The organism is Streptomyces sp. TAA040, from assembly GCF_000424845.1.
This window is the reverse complement of record NZ_AUKR01000008.1, coordinates 180,713-205,711: the sequence shown is the minus strand read 5'-3', so window position 1 is coordinate 205,711 and position 24,999 is coordinate 180,713. Positions and strand designations below refer to the sequence as shown.

22 protein-coding genes and 2 pseudogenes are annotated in these 24,999 nt (G+C 74.1%); 13 read left to right on the top strand and 11 right to left on the bottom strand.

Annotation, left to right across the window (positions count from 1 at the left end):
• Nucleotides 1-89 precede the first annotated feature (89 nt).
• The gene (locus tag H300_RS0109010) at nucleotides 90-989 is read right to left on the bottom strand and encodes a polysaccharide deacetylase family protein (RefSeq protein WP_028427172.1); all 900 of its coding nucleotides are present in this window, start codon (nucleotides 987-989) and stop codon (nucleotides 90-92) included.
• A 190-nt stretch (nucleotides 990-1,179) separates the two neighbouring features.
• Between H300_RS0109010 and H300_RS31435 the strand changes: the two genes are divergently transcribed.
• Nucleotides 1,180-1,353, top strand: coding sequence for a peptidoglycan-binding protein (locus H300_RS31435; RefSeq protein WP_158678339.1), 174 nt, complete (start codon nucleotides 1,180-1,182; stop codon nucleotides 1,351-1,353).
• A 192-nt stretch (nucleotides 1,354-1,545) separates the two neighbouring features.
• Here the strand turns inward: H300_RS31435 and zapE are convergent, their stop codons facing one another.
• Complete coding sequence (zapE, locus tag H300_RS0109000; RefSeq protein WP_028427171.1) at nucleotides 1,546-2,655, bottom strand: cell division protein ZapE; 1,110 nt, start codon at nucleotides 2,653-2,655, stop codon at nucleotides 1,546-1,548.
• 67 nt (nucleotides 2,656-2,722) lie between these two features.
• Between zapE and H300_RS0108995 the strand changes: the two genes are divergently transcribed.
• The 5 genes from H300_RS0108995 to treY all read left to right on the top strand — a co-directional run bounded on the left by H300_RS0108995 (nucleotide 2,723) and on the right by treY (nucleotide 8,661).
• Nucleotides 2,723-3,493, top strand: a complete 771-nt coding sequence (locus H300_RS0108995; RefSeq protein WP_028427170.1) for a pyrimidine reductase family protein — start codon at nucleotides 2,723-2,725, stop codon at nucleotides 3,491-3,493.
• A gap of 122 nt (nucleotides 3,494-3,615) precedes the next feature.
• A complete protein-coding gene (locus H300_RS0108990; RefSeq protein ID WP_028427169.1) occupies nucleotides 3,616-4,083 on the top strand; it encodes a hypothetical protein in 468 nt (155 codons plus the stop codon).
• Nucleotides 4,084-4,260: 177 nt separating this feature from the next.
• Nucleotides 4,261-5,664, top strand: a complete 1,404-nt coding sequence (gene murC / locus H300_RS0108985) for a UDP-N-acetylmuramate--L-alanine ligase (protein WP_028427168.1) — start codon at nucleotides 4,261-4,263, stop codon at nucleotides 5,662-5,664.
• Nucleotides 5,664-6,083: a peptide-methionine (R)-S-oxide reductase MsrB gene (msrB, locus tag H300_RS0108980; protein WP_028427167.1), complete on the top strand. Its 420-nt coding sequence runs from the start codon at nucleotides 5,664-5,666 to the stop codon at nucleotides 6,081-6,083. The genes murC and msrB overlap by 1 nt, the downstream gene beginning before the upstream one ends.
• A gap of 196 nt (nucleotides 6,084-6,279) precedes the next feature.
• Nucleotides 6,280-8,661, top strand: a complete 2,382-nt coding sequence (gene treY / locus H300_RS0108975) for a malto-oligosyltrehalose synthase (RefSeq protein WP_028427166.1) — start codon at nucleotides 6,280-6,282, stop codon at nucleotides 8,659-8,661.
• A gap of 62 nt (nucleotides 8,662-8,723) precedes the next feature.
• On the opposite strand, the gene H300_RS0108970 is transcribed toward treY, so the two are convergent.
• A complete protein-coding gene (locus tag H300_RS0108970; RefSeq protein WP_486583669.1) occupies nucleotides 8,724-9,233 on the bottom strand; it encodes an FHA domain-containing protein in 510 nt (169 codons plus the stop codon).
• A 213-nt stretch (nucleotides 9,234-9,446) separates the two neighbouring features.
• On the opposite strand from H300_RS0108970, the gene treZ reads away from it, so the two are divergent.
• On the top strand, nucleotides 9,447-11,198 hold the full coding sequence (treZ, locus tag H300_RS0108965; RefSeq protein ID WP_028427164.1) for a malto-oligosyltrehalose trehalohydrolase: 1,752 nt from the start codon (nucleotides 9,447-9,449) through the stop codon (nucleotides 11,196-11,198).
• A gap of 7 nt (nucleotides 11,199-11,205) precedes the next feature.
• On the opposite strand, the gene glgX is transcribed toward treZ, so the two are convergent.
• On the bottom strand, nucleotides 11,206-13,338 hold the full coding sequence (glgX, locus tag H300_RS0108960; RefSeq protein WP_028427163.1) for a glycogen debranching protein GlgX: 2,133 nt from the start codon (nucleotides 13,336-13,338) through the stop codon (nucleotides 11,206-11,208).
• A 205-nt stretch (nucleotides 13,339-13,543) separates the two neighbouring features.
• On the opposite strand from glgX, the gene H300_RS0108955 reads away from it, so the two are divergent.
• The 4 genes and pseudogenes from H300_RS0108955 (at nucleotide 13,544) to H300_RS32295 (ending at nucleotide 16,886) form a co-directional block, all read left to right on the top strand.
• Complete coding sequence (locus H300_RS0108955) at nucleotides 13,544-14,794, top strand: SAV2148 family HEPN domain-containing protein (RefSeq protein ID WP_028427162.1); 1,251 nt, start codon at nucleotides 13,544-13,546, stop codon at nucleotides 14,792-14,794.
• A 92-nt stretch (nucleotides 14,795-14,886) separates the two neighbouring features.
• Nucleotides 14,887-15,008 (top strand): annotated as a pseudogene (locus H300_RS32300) (glycosyl transferase); the annotation flags it as partial.
• Nucleotides 15,009-15,552: 544 nt separating this feature from the next.
• A complete protein-coding gene (locus H300_RS25865) occupies nucleotides 15,553-15,987 on the top strand; it encodes a hypothetical protein (protein WP_158678338.1) in 435 nt (144 codons plus the stop codon).
• Nucleotides 15,948-16,886, top strand: a complete 939-nt coding sequence (locus H300_RS32295; RefSeq protein WP_486583668.1) for a DUF1697 domain-containing protein — start codon at nucleotides 15,948-15,950, stop codon at nucleotides 16,884-16,886. The genes H300_RS25865 and H300_RS32295 overlap by 40 nt, the downstream gene beginning before the upstream one ends.
• A gap of 90 nt (nucleotides 16,887-16,976) precedes the next feature.
• On the opposite strand, the gene H300_RS0108940 is transcribed toward H300_RS32295, so the two are convergent.
• The 3 genes and pseudogenes from H300_RS0108940 to H300_RS0108930 form a co-directional block, all read right to left on the bottom strand.
• Complete coding sequence (locus H300_RS0108940; RefSeq protein ID WP_028427159.1) at nucleotides 16,977-18,179, bottom strand: DUF418 domain-containing protein; 1,203 nt, start codon at nucleotides 18,177-18,179, stop codon at nucleotides 16,977-16,979.
• Between the two features lie 87 nt (nucleotides 18,180-18,266).
• A pseudogene (locus H300_RS25860) lies at nucleotides 18,267-19,252 on the bottom strand (Rossmann-fold NAD(P)-binding domain-containing protein).
• A 379-nt stretch (nucleotides 19,253-19,631) separates the two neighbouring features.
• The gene (locus tag H300_RS0108930; protein WP_028427158.1) at nucleotides 19,632-19,916 is read right to left on the bottom strand and encodes an SCO5918 family protein; all 285 of its coding nucleotides are present in this window, start codon (nucleotides 19,914-19,916) and stop codon (nucleotides 19,632-19,634) included.
• A gap of 308 nt (nucleotides 19,917-20,224) precedes the next feature.
• Between H300_RS0108930 and H300_RS25855 the strand changes: the two genes are divergently transcribed.
• A complete protein-coding gene (locus H300_RS25855) occupies nucleotides 20,225-20,428 on the top strand; it encodes a cold-shock protein (RefSeq protein ID WP_037979584.1) in 204 nt (67 codons plus the stop codon).
• Nucleotides 20,429-20,600: 172 nt separating this feature from the next.
• Nucleotides 20,601-22,085 (top strand): DEAD/DEAH box helicase, encoded by a 1,485-nt coding sequence (locus H300_RS25850; protein ID WP_051269804.1) that lies wholly within the window; start codon nucleotides 20,601-20,603, stop codon nucleotides 22,083-22,085.
• A gap of 22 nt (nucleotides 22,086-22,107) precedes the next feature.
• On the opposite strand, the gene H300_RS0108915 is transcribed toward H300_RS25850, so the two are convergent.
• The 4 genes from H300_RS0108915 to H300_RS0108900 all read right to left on the bottom strand — a co-directional run bounded on the left by H300_RS0108915 (nucleotide 22,108) and on the right by H300_RS0108900 (nucleotide 24,846).
• A complete protein-coding gene (locus H300_RS0108915; protein WP_028427157.1) occupies nucleotides 22,108-22,314 on the bottom strand; it encodes a hypothetical protein in 207 nt (68 codons plus the stop codon).
• Nucleotides 22,315-22,409: 95 nt separating this feature from the next.
• Complete coding sequence (locus tag H300_RS0108910) at nucleotides 22,410-23,165, bottom strand: sirohydrochlorin chelatase (protein WP_028427156.1); 756 nt, start codon at nucleotides 23,163-23,165, stop codon at nucleotides 22,410-22,412.
• 18 nt (nucleotides 23,166-23,183) lie between these two features.
• On the bottom strand, nucleotides 23,184-24,059 hold the full coding sequence (locus H300_RS0108905) for an ABC transporter permease (protein WP_028427155.1): 876 nt from the start codon (nucleotides 24,057-24,059) through the stop codon (nucleotides 23,184-23,186).
• On the bottom strand, nucleotides 24,046-24,846 hold the full coding sequence (locus H300_RS0108900) for an ABC transporter ATP-binding protein (protein WP_028427154.1): 801 nt from the start codon (nucleotides 24,844-24,846) through the stop codon (nucleotides 24,046-24,048). The genes H300_RS0108905 and H300_RS0108900 overlap by 14 nt, the downstream gene beginning before the upstream one ends.
• Nucleotides 24,847-24,999 lie beyond the last annotated feature (153 nt).

Below are 24,999 nucleotides of genomic sequence, written 5' to 3'. Positions count from 1 at the left end.
GGCGTAGCCGGGCTCCCCGCGGGGAGCCCGGCTACGCCCCCGACGGAGCGGTCCGCCACCTGCCGCGGTCCGCCACCTGCCGCGGTGCGTCAGGTGGCCGCGTCGGCGATCATCTCGGAGACCCTGACGAAGCGGTAGCCGCGTTCGCGCAGCTCCGGAACGACCGTGCGCAGCGCCTCCACGGTGGCGGGTGCGGCGCTGCGGGTGCAGTGCATCACCACCACCGAGCCGGGCTGCACGCCGGAGAGCACCTCCTGCGCCACGTCGTCCGCGTCCTCGTTGAAGGGATCGCCGCTCATCACGTCCCACTGCACCGCCGTCACACCGGTGGGAGCGACCGCGCGCAGCGCCCGGTCGTCGTAGCAGCCACCGGGGAAGCGGAAGTAGGGGAGCGGGTCGCGCACCCCGGCCGCGCGCAGTGCGGCGAACCCCTTCTCCACGTCGGCCCGCTGCTCCTCAGGGGCCAGCTCCGGCAGTCCGTAGCAGGGCCCGGTGAAGGCGTAGTGGGCGTAGGAGTGGTTGGCGACCTCGAACAGCTCGTCCGCGTCGATCGAGCGAGCCTGGTCCGGGTAGGTGCGGGCCCACATGCCGGTCATGAAGAAGGTGGCGGGCACCCTCGCCTTGCGCAGGGCCTCCACCAGCTCCGGGTTGTCGAAGCGCTCGCCGTCCGCAGCCCGGTCGGCCTGATCCGCGGTCATGTCCGCGTCGAAGCTCAGTGCGACGGTGCGGTCCTCACGGGAGCGCGGACCGTGCGAGAAGACGGCGGTGCGCCCACTGGCGGACATCGGGAGCGTCACCGGATCGTTCGGGGCCGCGGCGGGCTCCGGGGCCGTCGAGGCGTACGACTGCCCGGCGGCGACCGCGCGGTCCTCCGCGGTTCGATCGTCGCCGTCACCTGCGGTGGTGGCGGTGCCACCGGCGCAGGCTGCGGTGGCGGAGAGGGCGAGGACGAGGAGCGCCGTGGCGACGCTGCGTACTGGTGTGGTCACTCCGTGAATATAAGTCGGATGATCGCTCCGCGCATCGTGGCCACCCCTCCCCGCGGGGACGGCCGCCGGCCCGCTCCGGCGCCGCGTCCGCCGCGGTCCCGGCCGCGGAACCCCGGGCCGTCGCCGCTGCCACGTCGTGCGCTTTCCCCAGCGGGACCGCTCTCACGCAGCGGGGCACACGGGTAACCGGGTGCGGGAGATCCAGCGCCTGCCCGTCAAGCAGTCCGGCGGCGGCGACGTGGTGATCGGCGACGGCATCTCCGGCCCGAACACCGAGGACTGGGTGTGCAGCTACCAGTACTACCGTGGTCCCACCTCGGACGGCCTCGTCGGCGTCACCACCCGGCGGGCGCTGCGCCGGTGAGCCGGTCGACGGGGCGGTGAACCGTCCCGTCGGCTGCCTTGCCGGTGCGGGAGGGGCCCGGCGAGGCAGCCGGCGGACGGGGGCGACCGGCTTCCGCCGTTCCGCCCGCAGTCCGCAGGCGCGCGTCAGCGGCCTCCTCGCGCCGCAGGGCGCGGCAGGGCCCTCTCGGCGCGCGGCGCGACGCCTGCGGGCTCAGTGGCCGGCGGATCCGACCGGCCGGCCGGCGTCGCGCGCCAGGGCGGTCAGCCGGGAGATGGCCCGGAAGTACTTCTTGCGGTAGCCGCCGCGCAGCATCTCCTCGTTGAACAGCGCGTCGAACGGGCGGCCGGAGGCGATCACCGGGACCTCCCGGTCGTACAGCCGGTCTGCGAGTACGACCAGCCGCAGGGCGGTGGACTGGTCCGGCACCGCGGTCACCCCGGTCAGGCAGACCGTGCTCAGGCCGTCGCACAGGGCACCGTACCGGCTGGGATGCACCCGCGACAGGTGCTCCAGGAGGGCGGGGAAGTCGTCGAGTGCGGCGCCGGTCGTCCGGTGTGCCGCCCTGACCACCTCCTCGTCGGTGCACGGCGCCGGCGCGGCCGGGAGCCCGCGGTGCCGGTAGTCCTCGCCGTCGATCCGCACCGGGCGGAACCGGGCGGAGAGGCCCTGGATCTCGCGGAGGAAGTCCGCCGCGGCGAAGCGTCCCTCGCCCAGTTTCCCGGGCAGGGTGTTGGAGGTGGCGGCCAGCGCCACACCGGAGTCCACCAGCCGGCCCAGCAGGCTGGAGACGAGCACGGTGTCCCCGGGGTCGTCGAGTTCGAACTCGTCGATGCACAGCAACTGGTGGTCGCTCAGGGTGCGTACGGTCTGCTGGAAGCCGAGGGCGCCCACCAGATGGGTCAGTTCCACGAAGGTGCAGAACGCCTTCCGCTCCGCGGGCGCGGGCGCGGTGTGCCACAGCGAGGCCAGCAGGTGCGTCTTGCCGACGCCGTACCCGCCGTCGAGGTAGATGCCGCGCGGCCCCTCGGGTCGCGCGGGGGCGGCCGGGCGCCGGAACCACCGGCGCAGTCCGCCCGGCGCCGGCGCGGCGTCGCCGAGACCGGCGGCGAAGCCGCGGAGCACGCTCACCGCCTCGGCCTGGCTGGGCTGCCCGGGGTCGGGTATGTACGTGTCGAAACGGACCGAGCCGAAGCGGGGCGGCGGCACCAGCTCGGCGACGAGCCGCTCGGCGGGTACGTGCGGCTCGCGTTCGGACAGTGAGACGGGAGCCCGGTCGGCGGCCTGGGCGGTGGGGTCGGAGGAGTCAGCGGAGGTCGGCACGCCCTTCACTCTACGGCGCCGGGGTGGTCGGGGACGGCGGTCGGTGGTCCGTGCCACACTGCCGAATATGCGACGCCTGTTCCCCTGCACCGACGGACCGACCGGCCCCTCCCGCGAGTGGAGCCTCGACGAGCTCGCCGAGGCGTACGCCCACCCGGCGCCGTCCGAGGGTGCCTGGCTGCGGGGCAACATGGTCTCCTCGCTGGACGGAGCGGCCCACCACGAGGGCCGCTCGCAGCCGCTCTCCGCCCCCGCCGACATGCGGATCTTCGGCGTGCTGCGGGGGCTCGCGGACGCCGTGGTGGTCGGGGCGGAGACGGTGCGCCGCGAGGGCTACGGCCCGGCGAAGGCCAGGGCCGCCTTCGCCGGGCGCCGCGAGGCGGCCGGGCAGTCGCCGGCCCCGGCCGTCGCGGTCGTCAGCGCGAGTCTGGAGCTGGATTTCACGGCTCCGCTGTTCACCGAACCGGTCACGCCGACCCTCGTCGTCACGGGCGCCGACGCCCCTCGGGGCCGGGTCGAGGCAGCCGTACGGGCCGGGGCCGCGGTGCTCGTCGCCGGGGACGGCGCGGTGGTGGCGCCGGGCCGCGTCCCCTCGGTGCTGGCCGCGCACGGTTTCCGGCGGCTGCTGACCGAGGGCGGGCCTCGGCTGCTGGGCGAGTTCGCCGCGGCGGGCGTGCTCGACGAGCTGTGTCTGACGGTGGCTCCGCGGATCGCCGGTGGCGGTGCGCCGCGGGTCGTGAACGGCCCGGCGCTGCCGGTGCCCGAGGACTTCGCGCTGGAGTCGCTGCTGGAGGAGTCCGGATTTCTGTTCACCCGCTACCGAAAGGCCGTGAACTGAGCGGAATGGTAAGTTCCGCTTTCCTTCACTCGGGCAGACTGAGGGAGGCACGCCCCGTGGGAGCACGGGGCAAAATGGTTTCTGTTCGGGGACTCCCGAACCGCGGAAGAAGGGCACCCGCTGTGTTCACGACGGTACTGATGATCGAGAAGCCGCTGGTGGCCACGGACGTGGAACTCGTGACCACGCTGCACGGCGACGAGCCGGTCTCCTTCGTCGTCCTGATGCAGCCGCGCGGCGACCAGGACCGGTTGCTGCGCTCCCTGGACGACGTCGCGCTCGGCGAGCTGGGCGAGGCCGTCCAGGAGGGGGAGGAGCCGGAGGGCGACGAGGCCCGCGCCCCCGCCCGCCTGGCGCTGGACCACTCGCTGAAGGCGCTGCGCGACGCCGGAGCCGAGGCCGTGGGCCGGCTCATCGAGCGCCACCCGCTGCAACTCCTCACCTCGGTGGTGGAGGGGACCGCGGCGGACGAGGTGATCGTGCTGACGGCTCCGCACCTGGTCGAGGAGTTCTTCCACCGGGACTGGGCCTCCCGGGCACGCCACAAGGTGGGCGTCCCCGTGCTCAAGCTGTTCGCCCACTCGGACTGAGCCCGTCCCGCGGGCCTGCTCGGCCCCGACCCCCGCCCCGACCGTCGTGCGGGGGCGGGAGGCGCCGGGCGCGGCGCGGGAGGACGGAGCCGGGCGGCCCGTCCGGGGTGCGAGAATCGTGCACGGACCGGCCGGTGCGTACCGGCCGCGCACGCAGCGAAACGAGGAGCACCGCAGATGGTTTCGGCTTCCCCGCCCGGCATGGACCGACCGCACTTCATCGGCATCGGCGGCGCCGGGATGTCCGGCATCGCGAAGATTCTCGTGCAGCGGGGCGCGCGGGTGACCGGCAGCGACGGCCGGGACTCGGCCACCGTGCAGGCGCTGCGCGAGCTGGGCGCGGAGGTCCATCTCGGGCACGACGCCGCCCACCTGGCCGCGGACCCCACGGCGGTCGTGGTCTCCTCGGCGATCCGGCCGGACAACCCGGAGGTGCTGGCCGCCACCGAGCGGGGCGTCCCGGTGCTGCACCGGGCGGACGCCCTGGCCGCGCTGATGGACGGACTGCGGACGATCGCCGTCGCCGGCACCCACGGCAAGACCACCACCACGTCGATGCTGGCGGTTGCCCTGCGCAGCCTGGGGCTCGACCCGACCTACGCGATCGGCGGCGACCTGGACGGCCCCTGCTCCAACGCCCACCAGGGCGCCGGTGAGCTGTTCGTGGCGGAGGCGGACGAGAGCGACCGCAGCTTCCACAAGTACCGGCCCGAGGTCGCCGTCATCCTCAACGCCGAGCTGGACCACCACGCAAACTACGAGTCCGTCGAGGAGATCTACACCTCCTTCGAGACCTTCGTCGGCCGGATCCGCCCGGGCGGCACCCTGGTGGTCAACGCGGACCAGGCCGGCGCCCGGGAGCTGGCCGGCCGGGTCCGGGGCCGGGACGGTCTGAGCGTGGTGAGCTACGGCGAGTCCCCGGAGGCGGACGTACGGGTGCGGTCCGTCACCCCGTGTGGGCTCACCAGTGAGGTCACGGTGGAGCAGGAGGGCCGGACCGTCGCGTTCACCGTCTCGGTGCCCGGCCGGCACTACGCCCACAACGCCGCTGCGGCGCTGGCGGCGGGGGCGGCGGCAGGGGTTCCGGTGGACCGCCTGGCCCCCGCGCTGGCCTCGTACACCGGCGTGAAGAGGCGGCTCCAGGTACTCGGTGAGGCGGCCGGCGTACGGGTGATCGACTCGTACGCGCACCACCCCACCGAGATGACCGCCGACCTGGCCGCCCTCCGCCCCGCTGCGGAGGGGCACCGGCTGCTGGTGCTCTTCCAGCCGCACCTGTTCAGCCGCACCCAGGAACTCGGCGCGGAGATGGCGCGGGCGCTGAGCGGGGCCGACGAGTCCGTGGTGCTGGACATCTACCCGGCCAGGGAGGACCCGATCCCGGGCGTGTCCAGCGCGCTGATCGTGGACGCGGCGGCGGCCCTCGGCGCGGACGTCGGTACGGCGCCGGGCCGCTCGGAGGCGGTGAAGGCACTCGCCGGAATCGCCGAGCCAGGCGATCTCGTTGTCACCATGGGAGCCGGGGACGTGACCGAACTCGGTCCGCAGATCCTCTCCCACCTGGAGAACGGAGCACACTGATGGCCTACGAGATCGACAAGCCCGACGAGGAGTGGCGCGCCCAGCTCAGCGAGGAGGAGTACCGGGTGCTGCGCCGTGCGGGCACCGAGCCGGCGTTCACCGGTGAGTACACCGACACCAGCACCGAGGGCGTCTACAGTTGCCGCGCCTGCGGAACGGAGCTCTTCCGCTCGAACACCAAGTTCGCCTCGCACTGCGGCTGGCCCTCGTTCTACGACCCGTCCGACAGCGCGGCCGTCGAGCTGATCGAGGACCGCTCGCACGGCATGGTCCGCGTCGAGGTCCGGTGCGCGCGCTGCGGCTCCCACCTCGGCCACGTCTTCGAGGGGGAGGGCTACTCCACCCCGACGGACCAGCGGTACTGCATCAACTCGCTCTCGCTGCGACTGGAGCCCACCAGCGGGCCGAGCAGCACCTGACGCCGCCGGACGGCACCCGGTGGGCGCGGGCCGGCATGCGGGGCCCGGCGGTCGCGGACGCCGGCCGGGCCCGCGGCGGCCGGCACGGCGCCGACGGACACCGCCCCGGAGCCCGCACCGCGGTCGGCGGCGCACCGCCCACCCGGTCGGCCCGTCCGTGGTTGACGGCCGCTCGCCCGCTTCCAAGAATGGTCCGGTGGCCCTCTCCGTCGCACGCCCCCACACCCTGCCGACCGCCACCTACCGGCTCCAGCTCCAGCCCGCGTACCCGTTCGCCGCGGCGGCCCTGGACGTGCCCTACCTGGCCTCCCTCGGCGTCTCGCACCTGCACCTCTCGCCGGTGCTGGAGGCGGTGCCCGGCTCGACCCACGGGTACGACGTCACCGACCCCGGCCGGGTACGGACGGAGCTGGGCGGGGAGGACGGTCTGCGCGCCCTGGCCCGCACCGCACGCGAGCACGGGCTCGGGATGATCACCGACATCGTGCCCAACCACATGGCGCTGCCCGCGGACACCTCGCTGAACCGGCCGCTGTGGCAGGTGCTGCGGGAGGGCCCTTCCTCGCCCGCGGCCCGGTGGTTCGACATCGACTGGGCGGCCGGCGGCGGCCGGATCCTGCTGCCGGTGCTCGGCGCCCGGCTCGGTTCCTGCCTGGACGTGATGGAGGTGCGCGGCGGCGCTCTGCACTGGGGCCCGCACCGCTTCCCGCTGCGCGCGGGCACCGAGGCGCTGCCGCTGCCTGAACTGCTCGACGCCCAGTACTACCGCCTCGCATGGTGGCGGCTGGCCCGGACCGAGCTGAACTACCGGCGGTTCTTCACCGTCTCCGAACTGATCGGAGTCCGGGTGGAGGACCCCGAGGTCTTCACCGCGACCCACGGCACCGTCCTGCGGTTGCTGGCTGAGGGAGTGATCGACGGATTCCGCGTCGACCACCCGGACGGTCTGGCCGACCCCGGCGCCTATCTGCGCGAGCTCGCCCGGCGTTCGGACGGGGCCTGGACGGTGGTGGAGAAGATCCTCGGTGCCGAGGAGCGGCTGCCCACGGACTGGCCGGTCGCCGGGACCACCGGCTACGACTCGCTGCGCCTGCTCGACGGGCTGTTCACCGATCCTCGCGGCCTGACCGGACTCACGGCCCGCTACCGCGAGTCCACCGAGGTGGCCGACGACGCCGGCGGCGACTGGGAGGCCACCGTGCGGCGGGCGGCGCACGAGGTGATCACACATGAACTGGCCGCCGAGGTGGCCCGGCTGGTGCGCGTCGCGCGGCGCTTCTGCGACGAGTCGGCCGACCGCGAACTGCGCGACCACGCCGACTGGGCGCTCGCCGCCGCAGTCCGCGAACTCCTGGTCCGCATCCCCGTCTACCGCGGCTATCCGTCGGACGGGCCCGGCGGCACGGAGCTCCTGGCCGCGGCGGCGTCGGGAGCCCGGAGCGCCTTCACCGTTCCGGAGGAGGCCGCCACCGTGGACCTGGTCGCCGCGCTCGCCGCGGACCACCCCGAGTTCGCGCCGCGGTTCGCCCAGACGAGCGCAGCCCTGCGGGCCAAGTCGGTCGAGGACACCGCCTTCTACCGCTTCCTGCCGCTGCTCGCCCCGAACGAGGTGGGCGGCGATCCGGGCCGACCCACCACGGATGTCGAGGAGTTCCACCGGCACTGCGCGCACCTCCAGCACCACTGGCCGTACGGCGGCACCGTGCTTTCCACCCACGACGCCAAGCGCAGCGCCGAGGTGCGCGCCATCCTGGCGGCGCTCACCGAGGCGCCCGAGGAGTGGGCGGTGGCCGAGGAGCGGAGGGACCGGTCGGCGCCGGACGGGCACGGCCCGGACCGGCACACCCGGTGGCTGGTGCGGCAGACGGCCCTGGGACTCGGCACGGCCGACATCGGGCGACTGGTCGCGGCCCTGCGGAAGTCGGCCAGGGAGGCCGGACTGCACACCACCTGGACCGAGCAGGATCCGGAGTACGAGGCGGCGCTGGAACGCTGCGCCGAGGAGGCGGTCACCGGCCCGGCGGGGGAGGATCTGGCCGCGCTGGGAGCGAGGTTGGCGCCCGCCGCCCGGGTCGGCTCGCTCGGGAGGGTGCTGCTCCAGCTCACGATGCCCGGCGTTCCGGACCTCTACCAGGGCACCGAGGAGCCGTACCGCGCGCTCGTCGACCCCGACAACCGCGCCCCGGTCCGGTTCCCGCCCCCGCTGCCCAAGGGCCCGCTCACCCGCGGCAGCGAGAAGCTGCGGGTCACCGTGACCGCGCTGCGGCTCCGCCGGGACCACCCCGAGTGGTTCTCCGCAGGCGGCGACTGCGTCCCGCTGCGGGCCGAGGGGCCGGCGGCCGAGCACTGCGTCGCCTTCTCCCGCGCGGGCGAGGCGGTCACCGCCGTGACCCGGCTCTCCCACCGGCTCGCACGCTCCGGAGGCTGGTCGGGCACGGTGCTTCCGCTGCCGCCGGGCCGTTGGCGCGACGCTCTGAGCGGCCGGACGGTGCGCGGGCGCTGCCCGGCGGAGGAGCTGTTCGGCGACCTGCCGGTGGCCCTGCTCGTCCGGGACGAGGCCGAAGGCGCCACCGGTTGACGCCCGCCCCGGTGAGGGGCGCCGGGGAAGGCGGAGGTGGTCCGGCCGCGCGCGGTCCACGGTCAGGGGGCGGTGAGCCGGAAGGCGACCTGGCCGAAACGCACCTGGTCGCCGGGGCGGACCGGCACCGACCCGGTGATACGGCGGCCGTTGACCCATGTGCCGTTGGCGGACCCCAGGTCGCGCAGGTGCCAGCCCCCGCCGCTGTTCCGCAACTGCGCGTGGGACCGGGAGACCGTGCCGTCGTTCAGCCGCAGCACCGAGCCGGGCGCCCGCCCGACGGACAGCGGGTACGGCCCCGGTGCGGGCAGCAGCAGCTCGGGCAGCCGTTCGGCGTACCAGGCGGAGCGCAGCCGCGCCGAGAACGAGGACATCCGTCCGACCGCGCGCACCAGCGCGCCGCGGGAGGACTCGGCCGGGCCGAGGTCGTGGAGCACCGCCCGCAACTCGTCCGGTTGCCGGGCGTGCAGGACGACCTCCATCCGCCGCTCGAAGGTGTGCTGTGACACGCGGCCCAGGACGGCGCTCTCGCGCAGGATGCCGAGGGCGTGCTCCCGATCCGCGTCGGACACCCGCGGAGGGTGCGCACTGGACTCGACGGACGACATGGCACCTGATTCTTCCGGCGGTCGGCAGAGCTGTCCAGATGGCTGTGTCCCCGGACGGTCACAGTCCGCGGGCTGCCCCCGGGCGCCGCCACGCCGCCCGCCACCGGGTGGCCGGTCCCGGTCGGACCGGGCCGCGTCTGCTGGCGCGGGAGGGCGCCGACGGGGAGCATGGCGGTCATGCGCTTCGACGTGTGGGCACCGCAGGCAGGCCGGGTCACCCTGCACCTGGACGGCGAGCCGCACGGCCTCCGCCGGGATCGAGCCCGCCCCGGCTGGTGGTCCGCCGACGCCCCGGCCGGCCCCGGCGCACGCTACGGCTTCGCCCTCGACGGCGGAGCGGTGCTCCCCGACCCCCGGTCACGGAGTCAGCCGGACGGCCCCGAGGGGCTGAGCGCTGTCCTCGACCCCGCAGACCTCGCCCCACCGCCGTCCTCCGCCCCGCCCCCATCCCCCGCGGCGCCGGGCGCGGGCGGGCTGCCCGCCGGTGCGGTGCTGTACGAGCTGCACGTGGGCACCTTCACCCCGGAGGGGACCTTCGCCGCCGCTGCGGTCCGGCTCGGGCACCTTGCCCGGCTCGGGATCACCCATGTGGAGCTGATGCCGGTCTGCCCCTTTCCCGGACGGCACGGCTGGGGGTACGACGGGGTGGCTCCCTGGGCGGTGCACGAGCCCTACGGGGGGCCGGCCGGCCTGGCACGCTTCGTCTCCGCGGCGCACGGGCACGGACTCGGCGTCGTGCTCGACGTGGTGCACAACCACCTCGGACCGTCCGGCAACCACCTGCCCGCCTACGGGCCCTACTTCACCGACACCCGGCAGACGCCGTGGGGAGCCGCGGTCAACCTGGACACGCCCGGCTCCGACGAGGTCAGGGACTACTTCACGGGCAGCGCCCTCGCCCTCCTCCGCGACTACCGCCTGGACGGACTGCGCCTGGACGCCGTGCACGCCCTCGCCGACAGCCGGGCCACGCACTTCCTCGCCGAGCTGTCCGCCGCGGTGGACGCACTCGCCGCCGAACTGGGCCGGCCGCTCTTCCTGATCGCCGAGTCCGACCGCAACGACCCGGCCGACACCGACCCGCGCGACCGGAACGGCCGCGGGCTGCACGCCCAGTGGAACGACGACTTCCACCACGCCCTGCACACGGCGCTCACCGGCGAGTCCCAGGGCTACTACGCGGACTTCGCCCGTGCACCGATGGCCGCGCTGGCGAAGACCCTCACCGACGGCTTCTTCCACGACGGCACCTGGTCGACCTTCCGGGGGCGCAGCCACGGACGTCCGTTCGACCCCGCGGGGACGCCCGTGCACCGCCTGGTCCGCTACGCCCAGACCCATGACCAGATCGGCAACCGGGCCACCGGCGACCGGCTCGCCGCGGGCCTGAGCCCCGACCTGGCCGCCTGCGCCGCCGCCCTGGTGCTCTGCGGCCCGGGAACGCCGATGCTGTTCATGGGAGAGGAGTGGGGGGCGGCGACCCCCTGGCAGTACTTCACCGACCACACCGACCCGGAGCTGGCCGAGGCGGTCCGGCGGGGGCGCCGGCGGGAGTTCGCCCCCCACGGCTGGGCCGAGGAGGACGTCCCCGACCCGCAGGACCCGGCCACCAGGGACCGCTCCTGCCTGGACTGGAGCGAGCCCGGGCGGGAACCGCACCGCATGCTGCTCGACTGGCACCGGCGGCTGCTCGCCGTCCGCCGTGAGCACCTGGCACCGGGCGGACTGCTGTCCGAGGTGGGCGTGGACGTCGACGAGGCGGGCCGTCGGCTCACCGTCCGGCACGGCGGTCTGCTGGTCGCGGTGAACCTCGGCGAGCGTCCGGCCCGGGTACGGGCCCCGTCCGGGGCCGCACTGCTGGCCGCCACGCACGCCGGGGACGGCACGCTGCTGCCTGCCCGGTCCGCGGTGGTACTCGGGACCGGCTGACGGCCTCTCAGGACCCGGGGCCCCCGGCGTCCGGACGCTGGAGCACGGTCAGGCTCCGGCCCGCCAGGGCGATCCGTTCGCCCGCTCCGGGGGCGGGACCCTGCCACGGCGGGTGGCCGTCCTCCCGCTGGGTGTCGACGACCGTCCGCCACGTGCGTCCGTGATCGACGGGTACGGTGAACTCCCGCTCCTCGGAACCGGCGTTGAAGAGGAGCAGGAAGGAGTCGTCGGTCACCCGCTCGCCGCGCTGACCCGGTTCGGAGATGGCGCTGCCGTTGAGGAAGACCGTCAGCGAGCGCGCCTGCGCCTGCTGCCAGTCGTTCTGGTTCATCTCCTCGCCCTCCGGGGTGAACCAGGCGATGTCCGAGAGCTCGTCATGGGTGCCCTCGACGGGGCGGCCGTGGAAGAAGCGCCGGCGGCGGAAGACCGGGTGGTCGCTGCGCAGCCGGACCATGGCCCGCAGGAACTCGCACATCGGATGCCGCTCGTCGGCTTCCGGCCAGCGCACCCAGGAGATCTCGTTGTCCTGGCAGTAGGCGTTGTTGTTGCCGCCCTGGGAGCGGGCGAACTCGTCGCCGTGGCTGAGCATCGGCACGCCCTGCGAGAGCATCAGGGTGGCGAGGAAGTTGCGCATCTGCCGCCTGCGGAGCGCCGGTACCCCGGGGTCGTCCGTCTCGCCCTCGGCACCGCAGTTCCAGGACCGGTTGTGGCTCTCGCCGTCCCGGTTGCCCTCGCCGTTGGCCTCGTTGCGCTTGTGGTGGTACGCGACGAGGTCGTGCAGGGTGAAGCCGTCGTGGCAGGTGACGAAGTTGATCGACGCCAGCGGGCGCCGTCCGTCGTCCTGGTACAGGTCGGAGGAACCGGTCAGCCGGGAGCCGAACTCGGCCAGGGTCCGCTGCTCTCCGCGCCACAGGTCGCGCACGGTGTCCCGGTAGCGGCCGTTCCACTCCGTCCACAGCGGGGGGAAGTTGCCGACCTGGTAGCCGCCCTCGCCCACGTCCCAGGGCTCGGCGATGAGCTTGACCTGGCTGACCACCGGGTCCTGCTGCACGAGGTCGAAGAACGAGGACAGCCGGTCCACCTCGTGGAACTGGCGGGCGAGCGTCGCGGCCAGGTCGAAGCGGAAGCCGTCCACGTGCATGTCCGTCACCCAGTAGCGCAGCGAGTCCATGATCAGTTGCAGCACGTGCGGGCTGCGCATGAGCAGCGAGTTCCCGGTACCGGTGGTGTCGGTGTAGTAGCGGGCGTCCTCGGAGAGGCGGTAGTAGGAGGCGTTGTCCAGTCCGCGGAAGGAGAGGGTCGGCCCGAAGTGGTTCCCCTCGGCGGTGTGGTTGTACACCACGTCCAGGATGACCTCGATGCCCGCCTCGTGCAGCGCCCGCACGGCCTGCTTGAACTCCAGCACCTGCTGCCCGCGGTCGCCCCAGGAGGCGTAGGCGTTGTGCGGGGCGAAGAAGCCGATGGTGTTGTAGCCCCAGTAGTTCGTGAGTCCGGCGTCCGCCAGCCGGTGGTCGGTGACGAACTGGTGCACCGGCATCAGCTCCAGGGCGGTGACCCCGAGCGCGGTCAGGTGGCCGATGATCGCCGGGTGGCCCAGCGCGGCGTAGGTGCCGCGCAGCTCCTCGGGCAGCTCGGGGTGGAGCATCGTGAGGCCCTTCACATGGGCCTCGTAGAGGACGGTGCGGTGGTACTCGGTGCGCGGCGGGCGGTCGTCCCCCCAGTCGAAGTACGGGTTGATGACCACCGAGGCCATGGTGTGCGGCGCCGAGTCGAGGTCGTTGCGCTGATCGGGGCGGTCGAAGTGGTACCCGTACACCGCCTCGTCCCAGTCGACGGAGCCGCTCACCGCCTTCGCGTAGGGGTCGAGCAGCAGCTTGGCGCTGTTGCACCGGTGGCCCTGCTCGGGGGTGTACGGGCCGTGGGCCCGGAAGCCGTACCGCTGCCCGGGCATCACCCCGGGGAGGTAGGCGTGCCGGACGAAGGCGTCGGACTCCCGCAGCTCCACCGCGGTCTCCGAGCCGTCGTCGTGCAGGAGGCACAGCTCCACTCGTTCGGCGGCCTCGGAGAAGACGGCGAAGTTCGTACCGGCGCCGTCGTAGGTGGCGCCCAACGGGTACGCCTGTCCCGGCCAGACCTGCATGGGGTCTCTTTCTGTCGCGGTCTCGTCAGCAGCTACAGCTCATTGCGTACCAGGCCCGGAGCCCTCAGGTGGGTGTTCCCGACCTATCTTCCCCCGGATGGATCGGCGGCGAACGGAAGTTGATGGGAGATACTGCTGCCGCGCCGGGAAGGGGCGAAGTACGCTTCCTTGATCGAACATCCGGGGGGCGGAAGGCGGTGCGCAGGTGAGTTCGGGAGGGCTTGAGCTCCCACCCGGTGACGGCGGCGGGGGCGAGGGCACGGCCGCGGGGACGGCCGACGTGTCGTCGAGCACCGTGTCGCTGACCAGGCCGATGGAGATCGGAGCAGGCCTGGACTGGACCCCGGACATCTGGGCCGAGGTGCGCACCCGTGCACAGCGGGCCGGACGCGCCTACGTCTGGCTGAACCTGGTCGAGCAGCGGCTGCGGTCGGTGGTGGCCGCCGTGCTGCAGCCGATCTACGAGCCGGTGCACGGCGACGAGTGGGTGGTCGCCGCGGCGGGTCCCGCCGGACAGGAGTGGGTGCAGCGTGCGGTCGCCGTCAGGGAGGTCAGCCGCCGCAAGGGATACGTCCTGGACCCGGCGGACGACAACCTGCTCTCCTTCCTCACCCTCCCGCAACTGCGGGAGCTGATGGTGCAGCACTGGCCCTGCTACGAGCCGTACCTCGACGAGCGCCGGGAGGTCGAGCTGGCGCTGGACGAGTTGGAGGTCGCCCGCAGCGCCGTTTCCCGCAACCGGGCGCTGTCCACCGCGGTGCTGGCCCAGGTGGAGCGCACCTCCGCCCGGTTGCTGGAACTGCTCGGCGCGGGCGGCGGCGCCCCCTCGGCCGGCCGGCTGCCGGTGGACGCGGTCGAGGAACTGGTCGGGGACCGGTTCGCGGACGTGGTGGGGGTGCACACGGACCGGGTCAGGCTCCAGCGCCAGTTGCCCGCCGAGGACCTGTTCGGCGACGCCCGGCGCATCGACGCGATCGGGATAGGCCTCAACCTGCTTGTGCAGAACTACTCCGGGCGCAGGCTCGCCCGGCTGGCGGACTCGGGCTGCCGGGTGCGGCTGCTGTTCCTCAACCCGGCGAGCAGCGCCGTCAAGCGCAGGGAGCGTGAACTGGGTCTCAAACGGGGGGAACTCAGCCGCGCGGTGGAGACCAACATCCTCCACATGCGGCGGGTGCGGGCCCGGTTGCGGGACACCGGTGCCTTCCAGATCCACGTCTTCGACGAGACGCCGCGCTTCACGGCCTTCCTGGTCGACGGGGACGGCCCGGACGGCCTCGCGGTCGTCCAGTCGTACCTGCGGAGCGGCCGGGGGATGGAGGCCCCGGTGCTGGTGCTGCGCGGTGGCGTCCGGGACCTGGTGCACGGGCGCGCGGACGGGGCCGGCGACCACGGCCTGTTCGCGACCTACCGGGAGGAGTTCGAGTCGGTCTGGACCGACTCGCGCCCGGTGTCCTGATCCGCGCGCGGTACCGGCCCGGGCTCTGCCCGCTCAAACAGGTGCACGATACGTATCGTCTCGTTACGCTGGACGTATGACCACCAGCCCGCTGGAAGCGGCCCGCCGGCGTCGGGAGGGTGGTACTGGTCTCGCTCGGCTCGACCTTCACCCGGCAGCCCGGGTGCTACCGCGACTGCCTGGGGCGGCCTTCGGCGGGCGGCCCGGGATGCACTGAGTCCGACCCGCAGGCCGGGACGTGCGCACGCCGGGTGCTCCAGCGGCCTCTCCCGGAGTGCTGCGCCTCCTCCGGTCCCTCCGGCGGGCGCGAGCACGCGACGGGGAGGCCGGAGCGCGTCGCGTCCCGGGGGTGGGCCCGCGACTGACGGTCCGTCCGCATGCCGGGGCGCCCTGCAGGGCCGGGCTGCCGAAGAGCACTGGTGCGGTGCCCGGACGACGAGTGGAGAAGGCCGAGGGGGTGGGGAATCACGTCGCGGGTTCACAGGCTGCGGTGCGCACGCTGCTTTCGGGGGATCGGGGGATCGGGGGATCGGGGGATCGGGGGATCGGGGGATGAGACGTGTGCGGACCGCGGTTCGCGGGGCCGGACGGAACGCCCGTGCGGTGCGGGGCAGTCGGGGCCCTGTCGGCGGCTCCGGACGCCCCCGGCGCCCTGAGCGCCCACCACCGCGGCCTCCTCGCAGGCCACGTTCCTCCCCGGTTCCCGTACGGGCCCATGAAGATCTCGACCGCAGTGCGCTGACCTGCACTGCGAACCCATGGACAGTGAAGCGTCACGATGGACGTTCTCCAAGGTGCGCCTCAGCATGCGCAAGAAGACCAAGGAGCGGTCCGCGGTCAGCCGCAAGGCCTGGGTCGGTGCACACGCCCGCGAGCAGCACGGGGAGGGCGACGACCCGGTGTTCGCGGAGGACGTCCTCCGCGAGCGGGAGGAGGCCCGGGACGAGGCCGAGGCAGTGGCGGAGGCGCGGGTCGCGCGGTCGCTCGGCACCGACGAGGACCGAGGCGGACGTCCCTCCGCGTCCACCGACGCGGAGGGACGCGCCGTGGACGCGGAGGGGCGTCGGCCGGAGGGCGAGACCCGGCCGAGCCGGCCCGTCGTCGACCTGCACGTGGAGTTCAAGGGACGCTTTCCCTGGTACGGGCGCTTCCGATGGCCGTCTTCATCATCGGCCCCGCGGCCGGCGCGGTGATCCCGGTGACGATCGGAGCGGCCGCGCTGCTGATGCTGTTCGAACTGGCCATCATCTACAAGCTGCTGCTCTCCACCCGGGACTTCGAGCGGACCCTGGCGACCTTCACGATGCCGCCGGAGACGAACCCGCTGGAGTCCGCGCAGCCGGCGTCCGCCGAGGACGGGCCCCGGGAGCCGGCGGGGGGCCGCGACGGCGGGCTGAGGAACCGCAGTCACGGGTGGGGGCGGGGGCCCGCACCCGTGCCGTCCGCTCAGGCGGGCTGTACCGGGTGCCCGGCCGACGGCAACCGGGTGCCCGGCCGGTGCCCGGCCGCGCCGGTCGCAGCCCGGGTGTCGTACCCGGGCCCTAGGGTGCCGTGCATGGAACGCTATGCGGCGCTGCTGCGCGGGATCAACGTGGGCGGTCACCGGAAGATCCCGATGGCCGGGTTGCGGGACGTGATGGGCGAGCTCGGCTGGGAGCGCCCGGAGACCCACCTGCAAAGCGGCAACGCTGTCTTCTCCGCCCCGGAACCGGACCAGTGGCGGCTGGCGGCCGCCCTGGAGGCAGCCGTCGAGCGGCGCTTCGGCTTCCCCGTGCAGGTACTCGTGCGCTCCGGTGCCGAGCTGCGCGACACGGCGGCCCGCTGCCCGTTCACCCCGGACGAACCCGATCCGGCCAAGGTGCACGTCTTCTTCGCCGACCGTGCCCCGGACCCCGAGCGTCTCGCCCGGCTCGACCCGGCGCGGTTCGCACCGGACGCCTATCACTCCTCGGGCCGCGAGGTGTACTGCCACTTCCCGAACGGATCGGGCCGCAGCCGGCTGCCCGGCGCGCTCGCCACGGCGCTGGGCGCGGCCGTCGTCACCGCCCGGAACCGGCGGACGGTGGACGCGCTCGTCGCGCTGACCCGCTGACCCGCTGACCCGCTGACCCGCTGACCCGCTGACCCGCTGACCCGCTGACCCGCTGACCCGCTGACCCGCTGACCCGAGCCCCGGGCGCGGTCAGCCCCGCCGGGAGGCAGCGGGAGTGCCCCGGCCCGGGAGGGAGGCGTACGAGAAGGCCCGCAGCGCGTACTCGACCGGTCCGTACCGGTGGCGGCCGAGCCACCAGCGGCTCCAGAGCAGTTGCACCGCGAAGAGGGCCGCGGCGATGCCGAGTACACCGGCCGGCGGCACCGAGCCGACCAGCCCGGCCCCGGCCCCGGTGAACAGCAGTACGCAGACCAGTGACTGGCTCAGGTAGTTGGTCAGGGCCATCCGCCCGGCGGGCGCCAGGGCGCCGCGGACCCGCTGCCCGGCGCCGCGGCGGAACACTCGCAGCAGGGTGGTCGCGTAGGCCGCGGACAGCAGGGGCGCCGTCACTGAGGCGATCGCGATCGCGGCGAAGGGACGGGAGCCGTCCAGGACGGCGTACGCCATCGCCCCGGTGCCGCCGACCGCGAGGCCGATCCACTGCACGCGGCGCAGCAGGACCGCGTGGCGGGCGGGTTCGGCGAGCACACCGAGCCGCCCCGCGGCGAGGCCGACGAAGAACATCGCGAGGGCGGTCGGCGCCTGCTGGAACAGCAGCGCGACGGCCATGGCGGGAAGGTTCTCCAGGTGTTCCGCGATGATCGAGGCCGGGCCGCCGGCGAGTGCTTCGGTCGTGGCTCGCCCCGCCTCCAGCGCCGCTTTCTCGTCGACGCCGACCGGGGCGGCGAGTGCCAGGAGTGAGAAGATCAGCACGACCCAGCCGACCAGGACGGCGGCGGCGACGAGAGCCGTCCGGGTGCGGACGTGCCGGAAGGCGTACAGCACCAGGCCGAGCACGGCGTACGTGGCCAGGATGTCACCCTGGAAGAGCAGCACGGCGTGCAGGAGGCCGAGGACGAGCAGTCCCGCCGACCGCCGCAGATGGCGCGGGGCGGGGGCCGCGCCCGCCCGCTCGGAGACGGCGGTCTGAAGGGTGAGGCTGTACCCGAAGAGGAACGAGAACAACACGTAGAACTTCATGGTGAACAGCAGGGTCACCGCGCTGCGCACCGCTTCGTCGGCGGTGGAGCGGAAGGCGGGGTCGGCGGTGCCGTGGAAGGTGTAGCCGGAGGCGAAGTACCCGATGTTCACCATCAGGATCCCCAGCAGAGCGAAGCCGCGCAGGGCGTCGACGTCGTGCAGCCGGGCGGGGGACGGCGCCGGCGCGGGCGCGGCTTCGCTGCGGGTGGCCATGCGACGACTCTAAGCGCCCTTCCGCGGCCGCCGGCAGGGGCCGGGGGCCGCCGCGAGCCCGGCAACGACGGTGCCGCCGCGCCGGTTTCACCCCGGGGCGAGCAGGGCCGCCTCCCGCGCGGGAGTCAGACCGGCACCGCCGCCGCCCGGCGGGCGCTTCGGCGACCACGAGGGGTGCGCGGCGAGCCAGCGCCAGGTGTCCCGGACCGTCTCGTCGAGCGGACGGCAGCGCAGGCCCGCGGCGTGCGCCCGCTCCGTGTCGCCCTGGTGCAGCGTGTCGTGCAGCCCGCCCGGCGGCAGCCACACCGGCAGCTCCGTCCACGGTTCGACGCCGGCCGCCGCGACGTCCTTGGGGGTGACCCAGACCGGCTCCGCCGCGGCGCCGGTGGCCCGCAGGCAGCTCTCGACGAGTCCGCCCATTGTTCCGTGCCCGGGCCTGCTCACCGTGTTGTACGCCCCGCCCAGCCCGGCGGAGGCGGCGTCGAGGGCCCAGGCGGCCAGGTCCCGCACATCGATGAACTGCAATCCCGACTCCGGCGGCCCGGGCACCGGCACCCGGCCGCCGCGGGCGAAGCGCCGCAGCCACCACGGAAGTCGGCCCGCGTTCTCGTACCGGCCGAGGATCAGCCCCGCGCGGAGCAGCAGCGCCCGGTCGCCGAACACCTCGGCCACCGCCAGCTCCGCGCCGCGCTTGTTCTCGGCGTAGGGGCCGGGCCCGGCGTCGGCCGAGGCGGCGACCAGCGGCGCCGTCTCGTCGGCGCCCGGTGGCAGCGGCAACCGGTGCACCGAGCGGCTGGAGACGTACGTCCAGTGCCCGACCCGGTCGGCGAGGCTCCGGACGGCCGCCCGCACGACCCGGGGCGCACCGGACCAGGTGTCGACCGCCAGGTCCCAACTGCCGCCTTCGAGTGCGGCGAGCCCGCCGGCGGGGTCCGCCGCCTCCCGGTCGCCGTGCAGGGTGCGCACGCCGTCCCGTGGCCGCCTGGTGCCCCGGTTGAGCAGGGTCACCTCCCAGCCGCGGTGACGGCTTCCTCCGCCACCACCCGTCCGACGAAGTCCGAGCCGCCGAGCACCAGGAGTCTCATGCGGTTCGGCCTGCCCGAGCCCGGGGCGCCGGGAACGGTTGCTCGCTCAGGGCGCAATCGTCGGAGTATCGGGCGGGCACGCACGGTCGGTGCGCATTCCCGATCCGCTCCCGGCCGGATCTCCCGGGCGGCAGCCGCCCCGGCCGGGAGAAACGAACGCCACCGTGCTCGGGGGTGCGCGCCGGGAAAGCGCGGAACGCCCGCTTCTCCGGGCGCCCGGATGAACGCGGAGGCGAAAGCGGCCCGTGACGCGGAACAGGCGGCCGGGTGGAATGACGGTGTGGGAGGCGAAAGCCTCCGCAGTGGCAGTGGCAGTGGCAGTGGCAGTGGCAGCGGCCCGGCGGGAGCCCATCCGGCGCCGCGGGCGTCACCAGCCGGTCGGGGTCTCCGGCAGCATGTTCGGCTCGGGCTCGGGGGCGGGCGCCGGAAGGCAGGTGAAGCCCAGGCGCTTCATCGCCCGGGTCACCTCGAAGGCGCTGAAGTCCCGCCGGTCCTGCTTGGTCACCACGGCTCCGACCTGCTTGACCGGGTACGTGCGGCGACCGATCTTGACCGCCTCGCCCGTGACGGGTTCTGCCTTGATCCCGGACATCGCCCGCTCCACCTCGCTGGCGGTCAGGTCGAAGGGGTAACCGGCGATGATGCAACGCATGGTGCCTCGGCGGGGGAGTAGGAAGTGAAGCTCTGTCCGTTGTCAGCGTCCCACAGGACGCACCCGCTCGGAAGCGGAGCGCGGCGCCCGGGGACGCGCTCCGCCGATCGTGGCCCTCTTGTGATCTGTGGTAACTTGAGGCTCGTTGCAGTTTTTCGGTACCCATGAATTCTGTGTGCGCCTGAATCTGACTCGTCAGCAGGCGCATATTTCTTGTTCTCGCCGGCTCTCTCCGGATTCGGGTCACCACGGTTGCGCGGCGGTTCCCGGACGTGAATTCCCGCAACCACCTACTGAAGGAGACAGCCATGGCGAACGGCACCGTGAAGTGGTTCAACGCGGAAAAGGGATTCGGCTTCATCGAGCAGGAGGGCGGCGGCCCCGACGTCTTCGCCCACTACTCGAACATCGCCGCCCAGGGATTCCGTGAGCTGCAGGAGGGCCAGAAGGTCTCCTTCGACGTCACCCAGGGACAGAAGGGCCCCCAGGCGGAGAACATCGTCCCCGCCTGACCCCCCTCCGCAGCACCAGGCCGGGGCCCGTACCTTTTCGAGGTGCGGGCCCCGGTCTCGTGCCGTGCCGTCCGCAGTCGAAGAGCGGGTGCTGGCCGCCGTACCCCGGTGCGCGCACTGCGCTCCGCCATCCACCGTTCGCTCGTCCCACCGTCCGAGAAGGGCTCCCCGCTTGAACCGCCGCAGCCGTCCCGCACCCCGCAGCTCGTCGCGTTCCGGAGCGCCTCCCCGGCAGCGGTCCGCCGCCGCGCCGTCCGCCGAGTTCGCCGTCCCGGTGAGCACCGTGCCGGCGCTGCCGCCCGCGGCGTCGTTCGAGGAACTCGGGCTCCCCCCGGCGATGCTGGAGACGCTGGTCGCCCAGGGGGTGCGCGAGCCGTTCCCGATCCAGGCGGCCACCCTGCCCAACTCACTGGCCGGCCGCGACCTGCTCGGCAGAGGGCGGACCGGGTCCGGGAAGACCCTGGCCTTCGGTCTCGCCCTGCTGGCCCGTACCGCAGGGCAGCAGGCCCGGCCCAAGCAGCCGCTCGCGCTCGTCCTGGTGCCCACCCGGGAGCTGGCGCAGCAGGTGACGGAGGCGCTGACCCCCTGCGCCCGCGCCGTCGGCCTGCGCTCGGCGACGGTGGTCGGCGGACTGTCCATCGGACGCCAGGCCGGCGCGCTGCGGGACGGGGCGGAGCTCGTCGTCGCCACACCGGGGAGGCTGCGCGACCTGATCGAGCGCGGGGACTGCCGACTCGACCAGGTGCGCATCACCGTGCTGGACGAGGCCGACCAGATGGCGGACATGGGATTCATGCCGCAGGTCACCGTCCTGTTGAAGCAGGTGCCCGCGGACGGGCAGCGGATGCTGTTCTCCGCCACGTTGGACCGGAACGTGGACCGGCTTGTCCGGCAGTTCCTCAGCGACCCGGTGGTGCACTCGGTCGACCCGTCGGCCGGAGCGGTGACGACGATGGAGCACCACCTGCTGCACGTCGCCGTGGGGGACAAGGCCGCCGTCACCACGCGGATCGCCGCTCGGGACGGCCGGGTGCTGCTCTTCCTGGACACCAAGCACGCCGTCGACCGGCTGACCCGCAGGCTGCTCGCCGACGGGGTGCGGGCCGGAGCGCTGCACGGCGGCAAGTCGCAGTCGCAGCGCAACCGGACGCTGGAGCAGTTCAAGACCGGGGTGCTCTCGGTGCTGGTCGCCACCAACGTGGCCGCCCGCGGGATCCACGTGGACAACCTGGACCTGGTGGTCAACGTCGACCCGCCCACGGACCACAAGGACTACCTGCACCGCGGTGGGCGGACCGCGCGGGCGGGCGAGTCCGGCCGGGTGGTCACGCTCGTACTGCCGGAGCAGCGCCGGGAGATGAGCAGGCTGATGGCCGCGGCCGCGATCACCCCGAGCAGCGCGAACGTCCGCTCCTCGGACCCGGAGCTGACCCGGATCACCGGCGCCAGAGAGCCCTCCGGGGTGCCGGTCGTCCTCCCGCCCCCGGTGGTCCAGCAGCCGCGCCGACCCGCCGCAGCCGGCGGCGCCAGGAGCGGGCAGGGCGGCCGCGGAGGGCAGGGCGGCCGGAGCGGGCAGGGCGGCAGCGCCGGCCGGAGCCGGTCCGCCGGTGCCGCGCGCCGCGGTCGCCGTGCCCCCGGTGGCGGCGACGGCCGCTAGACGCCGTCCGACGGACCGGTGTTCAGGCGCTGTACCGGGGCACCTCGCTCTCGCGCCCGTACACGCGGTCGCGCACCGGGGCGTCCCCGGTACGGGCCTCGGTGCGCAGGCCCCGTGCGAGGTAGTCCCGGACGACGGGTTCGACCCCCTCCTGCGGGTTCCTCGTCCCCGAGAGCACCATCGTCTCGATCGCGAGGTCTGCGTCCAGGGTGACGGTGACGTGTTTCATCGAAACCCCTACCCGTTGCCGACACCATGCCCGGACCGACGGCACTCGCACCCCTGAACGGGTGAACGAGCGCCGTCGGTCCGGGGTGAGGCCGCTCAGGCGGAGAGCGGGACGGCCGTCCGTGCGGCTGCCTCGTCGCAGCGCAGCGCGAGCAACTCGGCGATCTCCCGGGCGTCCCCGATGACGGGCGCCAGCAGGTCGGCTCCCGCCTCCGCGGCTCCGGCGGCGATGCGGTCCGGGAGCCGTCCGGGTGCCAGCATGTACGGTGCCACCGCGACGCGCCGCACACCGGCCGCCCGCAGCGCGCGGACGGCGTCCGCGGTGCGGGGCGGCGATGCGGAGGCGAACGCAGGCCGCACGGCGCACCAACCGGTGCTGCGCCGCCACTCCCGCGCGGTTGCAGCGATCACTGCGTTCGCCTCCGGGTCCGATGAGCCCGCCGAGGCGAGCACCACCCCGGTCGAGCAGGGGTCGGCGGCCGGCAGACCGGCCTCGTGCAGCCGCCGCTCCAGCGCCCGCAGCAGCAGCGGGTGCGGTCCCAGGACGTCGGCCCGCCGCAGTCGCAGTCCCGGCAGTCGCGTGGCCGCCTCGTGCAGCACCGCGGGGATGTCGGACTTGGCGTGGAAGGCGCGGCTGAGCAGCAGCGGCAGGGCGAGGACGTCCCGGGCTCCGTCGGCGTGCAGCCGGTGCAGCAGGCGGGGCACCGAGGGCGTCTGGAAGTCGAGGAAGGCCGCCTCGACCCGCAGCTCGGGGCGTAGGGCACCGAGGCGGCGGGTGAGCGCGTGCACGGTGGCGGCGTGCCGTGGATCGCGGCTGCCGTGGGCGATGACGAGAGCGGTGGTCGCGGGCACGTGAGCGGTCCCTTCCGGTCAGGCGGCGGAGCCGGCCAGGCCGCGGCTGTGCAGGACGCGGCGCTCGATCGGGGTGAACAGCGCGGACTCGACCAGCACGCCCACGGCCAGGATCAGGGCTACCGCGGCGAGCACCTGGCTCATCGACTCGGCGGCGTTGCCCTCCGCGAGGAGCCGGCCGATGCCGGGCAGCGGGGTGGCGGTGATCAGTTCGGCGGTCATCAGGGCGCGCCACCCGAAGGTCCAGCCCTGGCGCAGGGCCGCGATCAGGCCGGGCAGCGCCGCGGGGAGCAGCACGTGCCGGGAGCCCGCGAACCCGCCGGCCCCCATCGAGCGGCCGGCCCGCAGCAGCAGCGGGGGGACCTGGTCCACCCCGGCTGCGACGCCCATCGCGATCGAGGGCACCGCGCCGAGCAGCACCACGGTGTAGACCGAGCCCTCCGAGGGGCCGAGGGCGATGACCGCGATCGGAACCAGCGCGGCCGCCGGGAGCGACTGCACGGCGGACAGGATCGGGCCGAGCACGGTGCGCAGCATGTGGACGCGGGTGAGCAGCAGCCCGAGCGGGACGCCGATCAGCGCGGAGGCGCCGAAACCGACGAGGCAGCGCAGGACGCTGTGGCCCAGGGCGGGCGCCAGCGTTCCGCGGCTGTAGGAAGTGTGCAGCTCGTCCCAGACCGCGCCGGGCGCGGGCAGGGCCGCCGACCAGCTCAGGGAGTGCGCGAGCTGCCACAGCAGCAGTACCGCGGCGACGGCGACCAGGGGGGGCGTCGCCTTGGCGAGCATCCGCCGGGAGGTCTCCTTGACGGCGGCCGGTGTCTCCAGGGCGTCGAGCCCGGAGGCCATCTCGTCCGAGTCGTCGGCCGGGCGGCCGGCGGCTTCAGTGGCGGGCATGGCGGACGATCTCCTCGTGCAGGTGGCCGGTGACCTCCCGGGCGAGCGAGGTGACGCCCCCGTCCTCGATGCGGCGTGGGTACGGCAGGTCCACGTCCCACTCCTTGGCTATCCGCCCCGGTCGGGAGGACAGCAGTACGACCCGCTGGCCGAGCCGGACCGCCTCGCGCACGTTGTGCGTGACGAACAGGACGGTCAGCCCGCGCTCCTGCCAGACCCGGGTCAGCTCGTCGTGCAGCAGGTCGCGGGTGATGGCGTCGAGGGCTGCGAACGGCTCGTCCATCAACAGCACCTCACTGCCCTGGGCGAGCGAGCGGGCCAGCGCCACGCGCTGCCGCATCCCGCCGGACAACTGGTGGACGCGCTTGTCGTAGGCGTCCGGGAGCCGGACCAGCCGCAGCAGTTCCGCGGCCTGCGCCGCCCGCCGCGCCCGGGGGACCCCGGCCAGCTTGAGCGCCAGCTCCACGTTGCGGCCCGCGCTGAGCCACGGGAACAGGGCATGGTCCTGGAACATCAGCGCCGGTCGGCCGAACGGCACCTTCGCACTGCCCGACGTTGGCTGGTCCAGCCCCGCCACCAGGTTGAGCAGGGTCGACTTGCCGCAGCCGGAGGCGCCCAGCAGGCAGAGGAACTCCCCCGGAGCGGCCTCCAGCGTGATGTCGTCCAGGACCGGGTTCCGGCTGCCGGGGCTGCCGAAGGACTTGGAGACGTGGTCGAGCCGCACGGCGTAGGAGTGCTCGCCCCGTGCGGCGGCTGCGGTGCCGGGGGTGGCGAGGTCGGTGCGCACGAGACTGTCCTCTCGTCGTCGCCACCCCGGGTGGGCGGCTATGGCAGGTCGGGCCGGTGGCGGTGGGGGCATGCGGTCAACGGCGGCATCGGCCGACTCCGCCCTGGCCGCTGCCCCGCTCACCGCTGCCGATCCGCCCACCGCGTACCCGGA

What these genes read in the sequence shown, in the direction of transcription:
- H300_RS0108995 (WP_028427170.1), top strand. Translation starts at nt 2,723, where the DNA reads ATGCGACGCCTGTTCCCCTGCACCGACGGACCGACCGGCCCCTCCCGC.
- murC (WP_028427168.1), top strand. Translation starts at nt 4,261, where the DNA reads ATGGTTTCGGCTTCCCCGCCCGGCATGGACCGACCGCACTTCATCGGC.
- msrB (WP_028427167.1), top strand. Translation starts at nt 5,664, where the DNA reads ATGGCCTACGAGATCGACAAGCCCGACGAGGAGTGGCGCGCCCAGCTC.
- treZ (WP_028427164.1), top strand. Translation starts at nt 9,447, where the DNA reads ATGCGCTTCGACGTGTGGGCACCGCAGGCAGGCCGGGTCACCCTGCAC.
- glgX (WP_028427163.1), bottom strand. Translation starts at nt 13,338, where the DNA reads ATGCAGGTCTGGCCGGGACAGGCGTACCCGTTGGGCGCCACCTACGAC.
- H300_RS25865 (WP_158678338.1), top strand. Translation starts at nt 15,553, where the DNA reads ATGGACAGTGAAGCGTCACGATGGACGTTCTCCAAGGTGCGCCTCAGC.
- H300_RS32295 (WP_486583668.1), top strand. Translation starts at nt 15,948, where the DNA reads ATGGCCGTCTTCATCATCGGCCCCGCGGCCGGCGCGGTGATCCCGGTG.
- H300_RS0108940 (WP_028427159.1), bottom strand. Translation starts at nt 18,179, where the DNA reads ATGGCCACCCGCAGCGAAGCCGCGCCCGCGCCGGCGCCGTCCCCCGCC.
- H300_RS0108930 (WP_028427158.1), bottom strand. Translation starts at nt 19,916, where the DNA reads ATGCGTTGCATCATCGCCGGTTACCCCTTCGACCTGACCGCCAGCGAG.
- H300_RS25855 (WP_037979584.1), top strand. Translation starts at nt 20,225, where the DNA reads ATGGCGAACGGCACCGTGAAGTGGTTCAACGCGGAAAAGGGATTCGGC.
- H300_RS0108915 (WP_028427157.1), bottom strand. Translation starts at nt 22,314, where the DNA reads ATGAAACACGTCACCGTCACCCTGGACGCAGACCTCGCGATCGAGACG.
- H300_RS0108905 (WP_028427155.1), bottom strand. Translation starts at nt 24,059, where the DNA reads ATGCCCGCCACTGAAGCCGCCGGCCGCCCGGCCGACGACTCGGACGAG.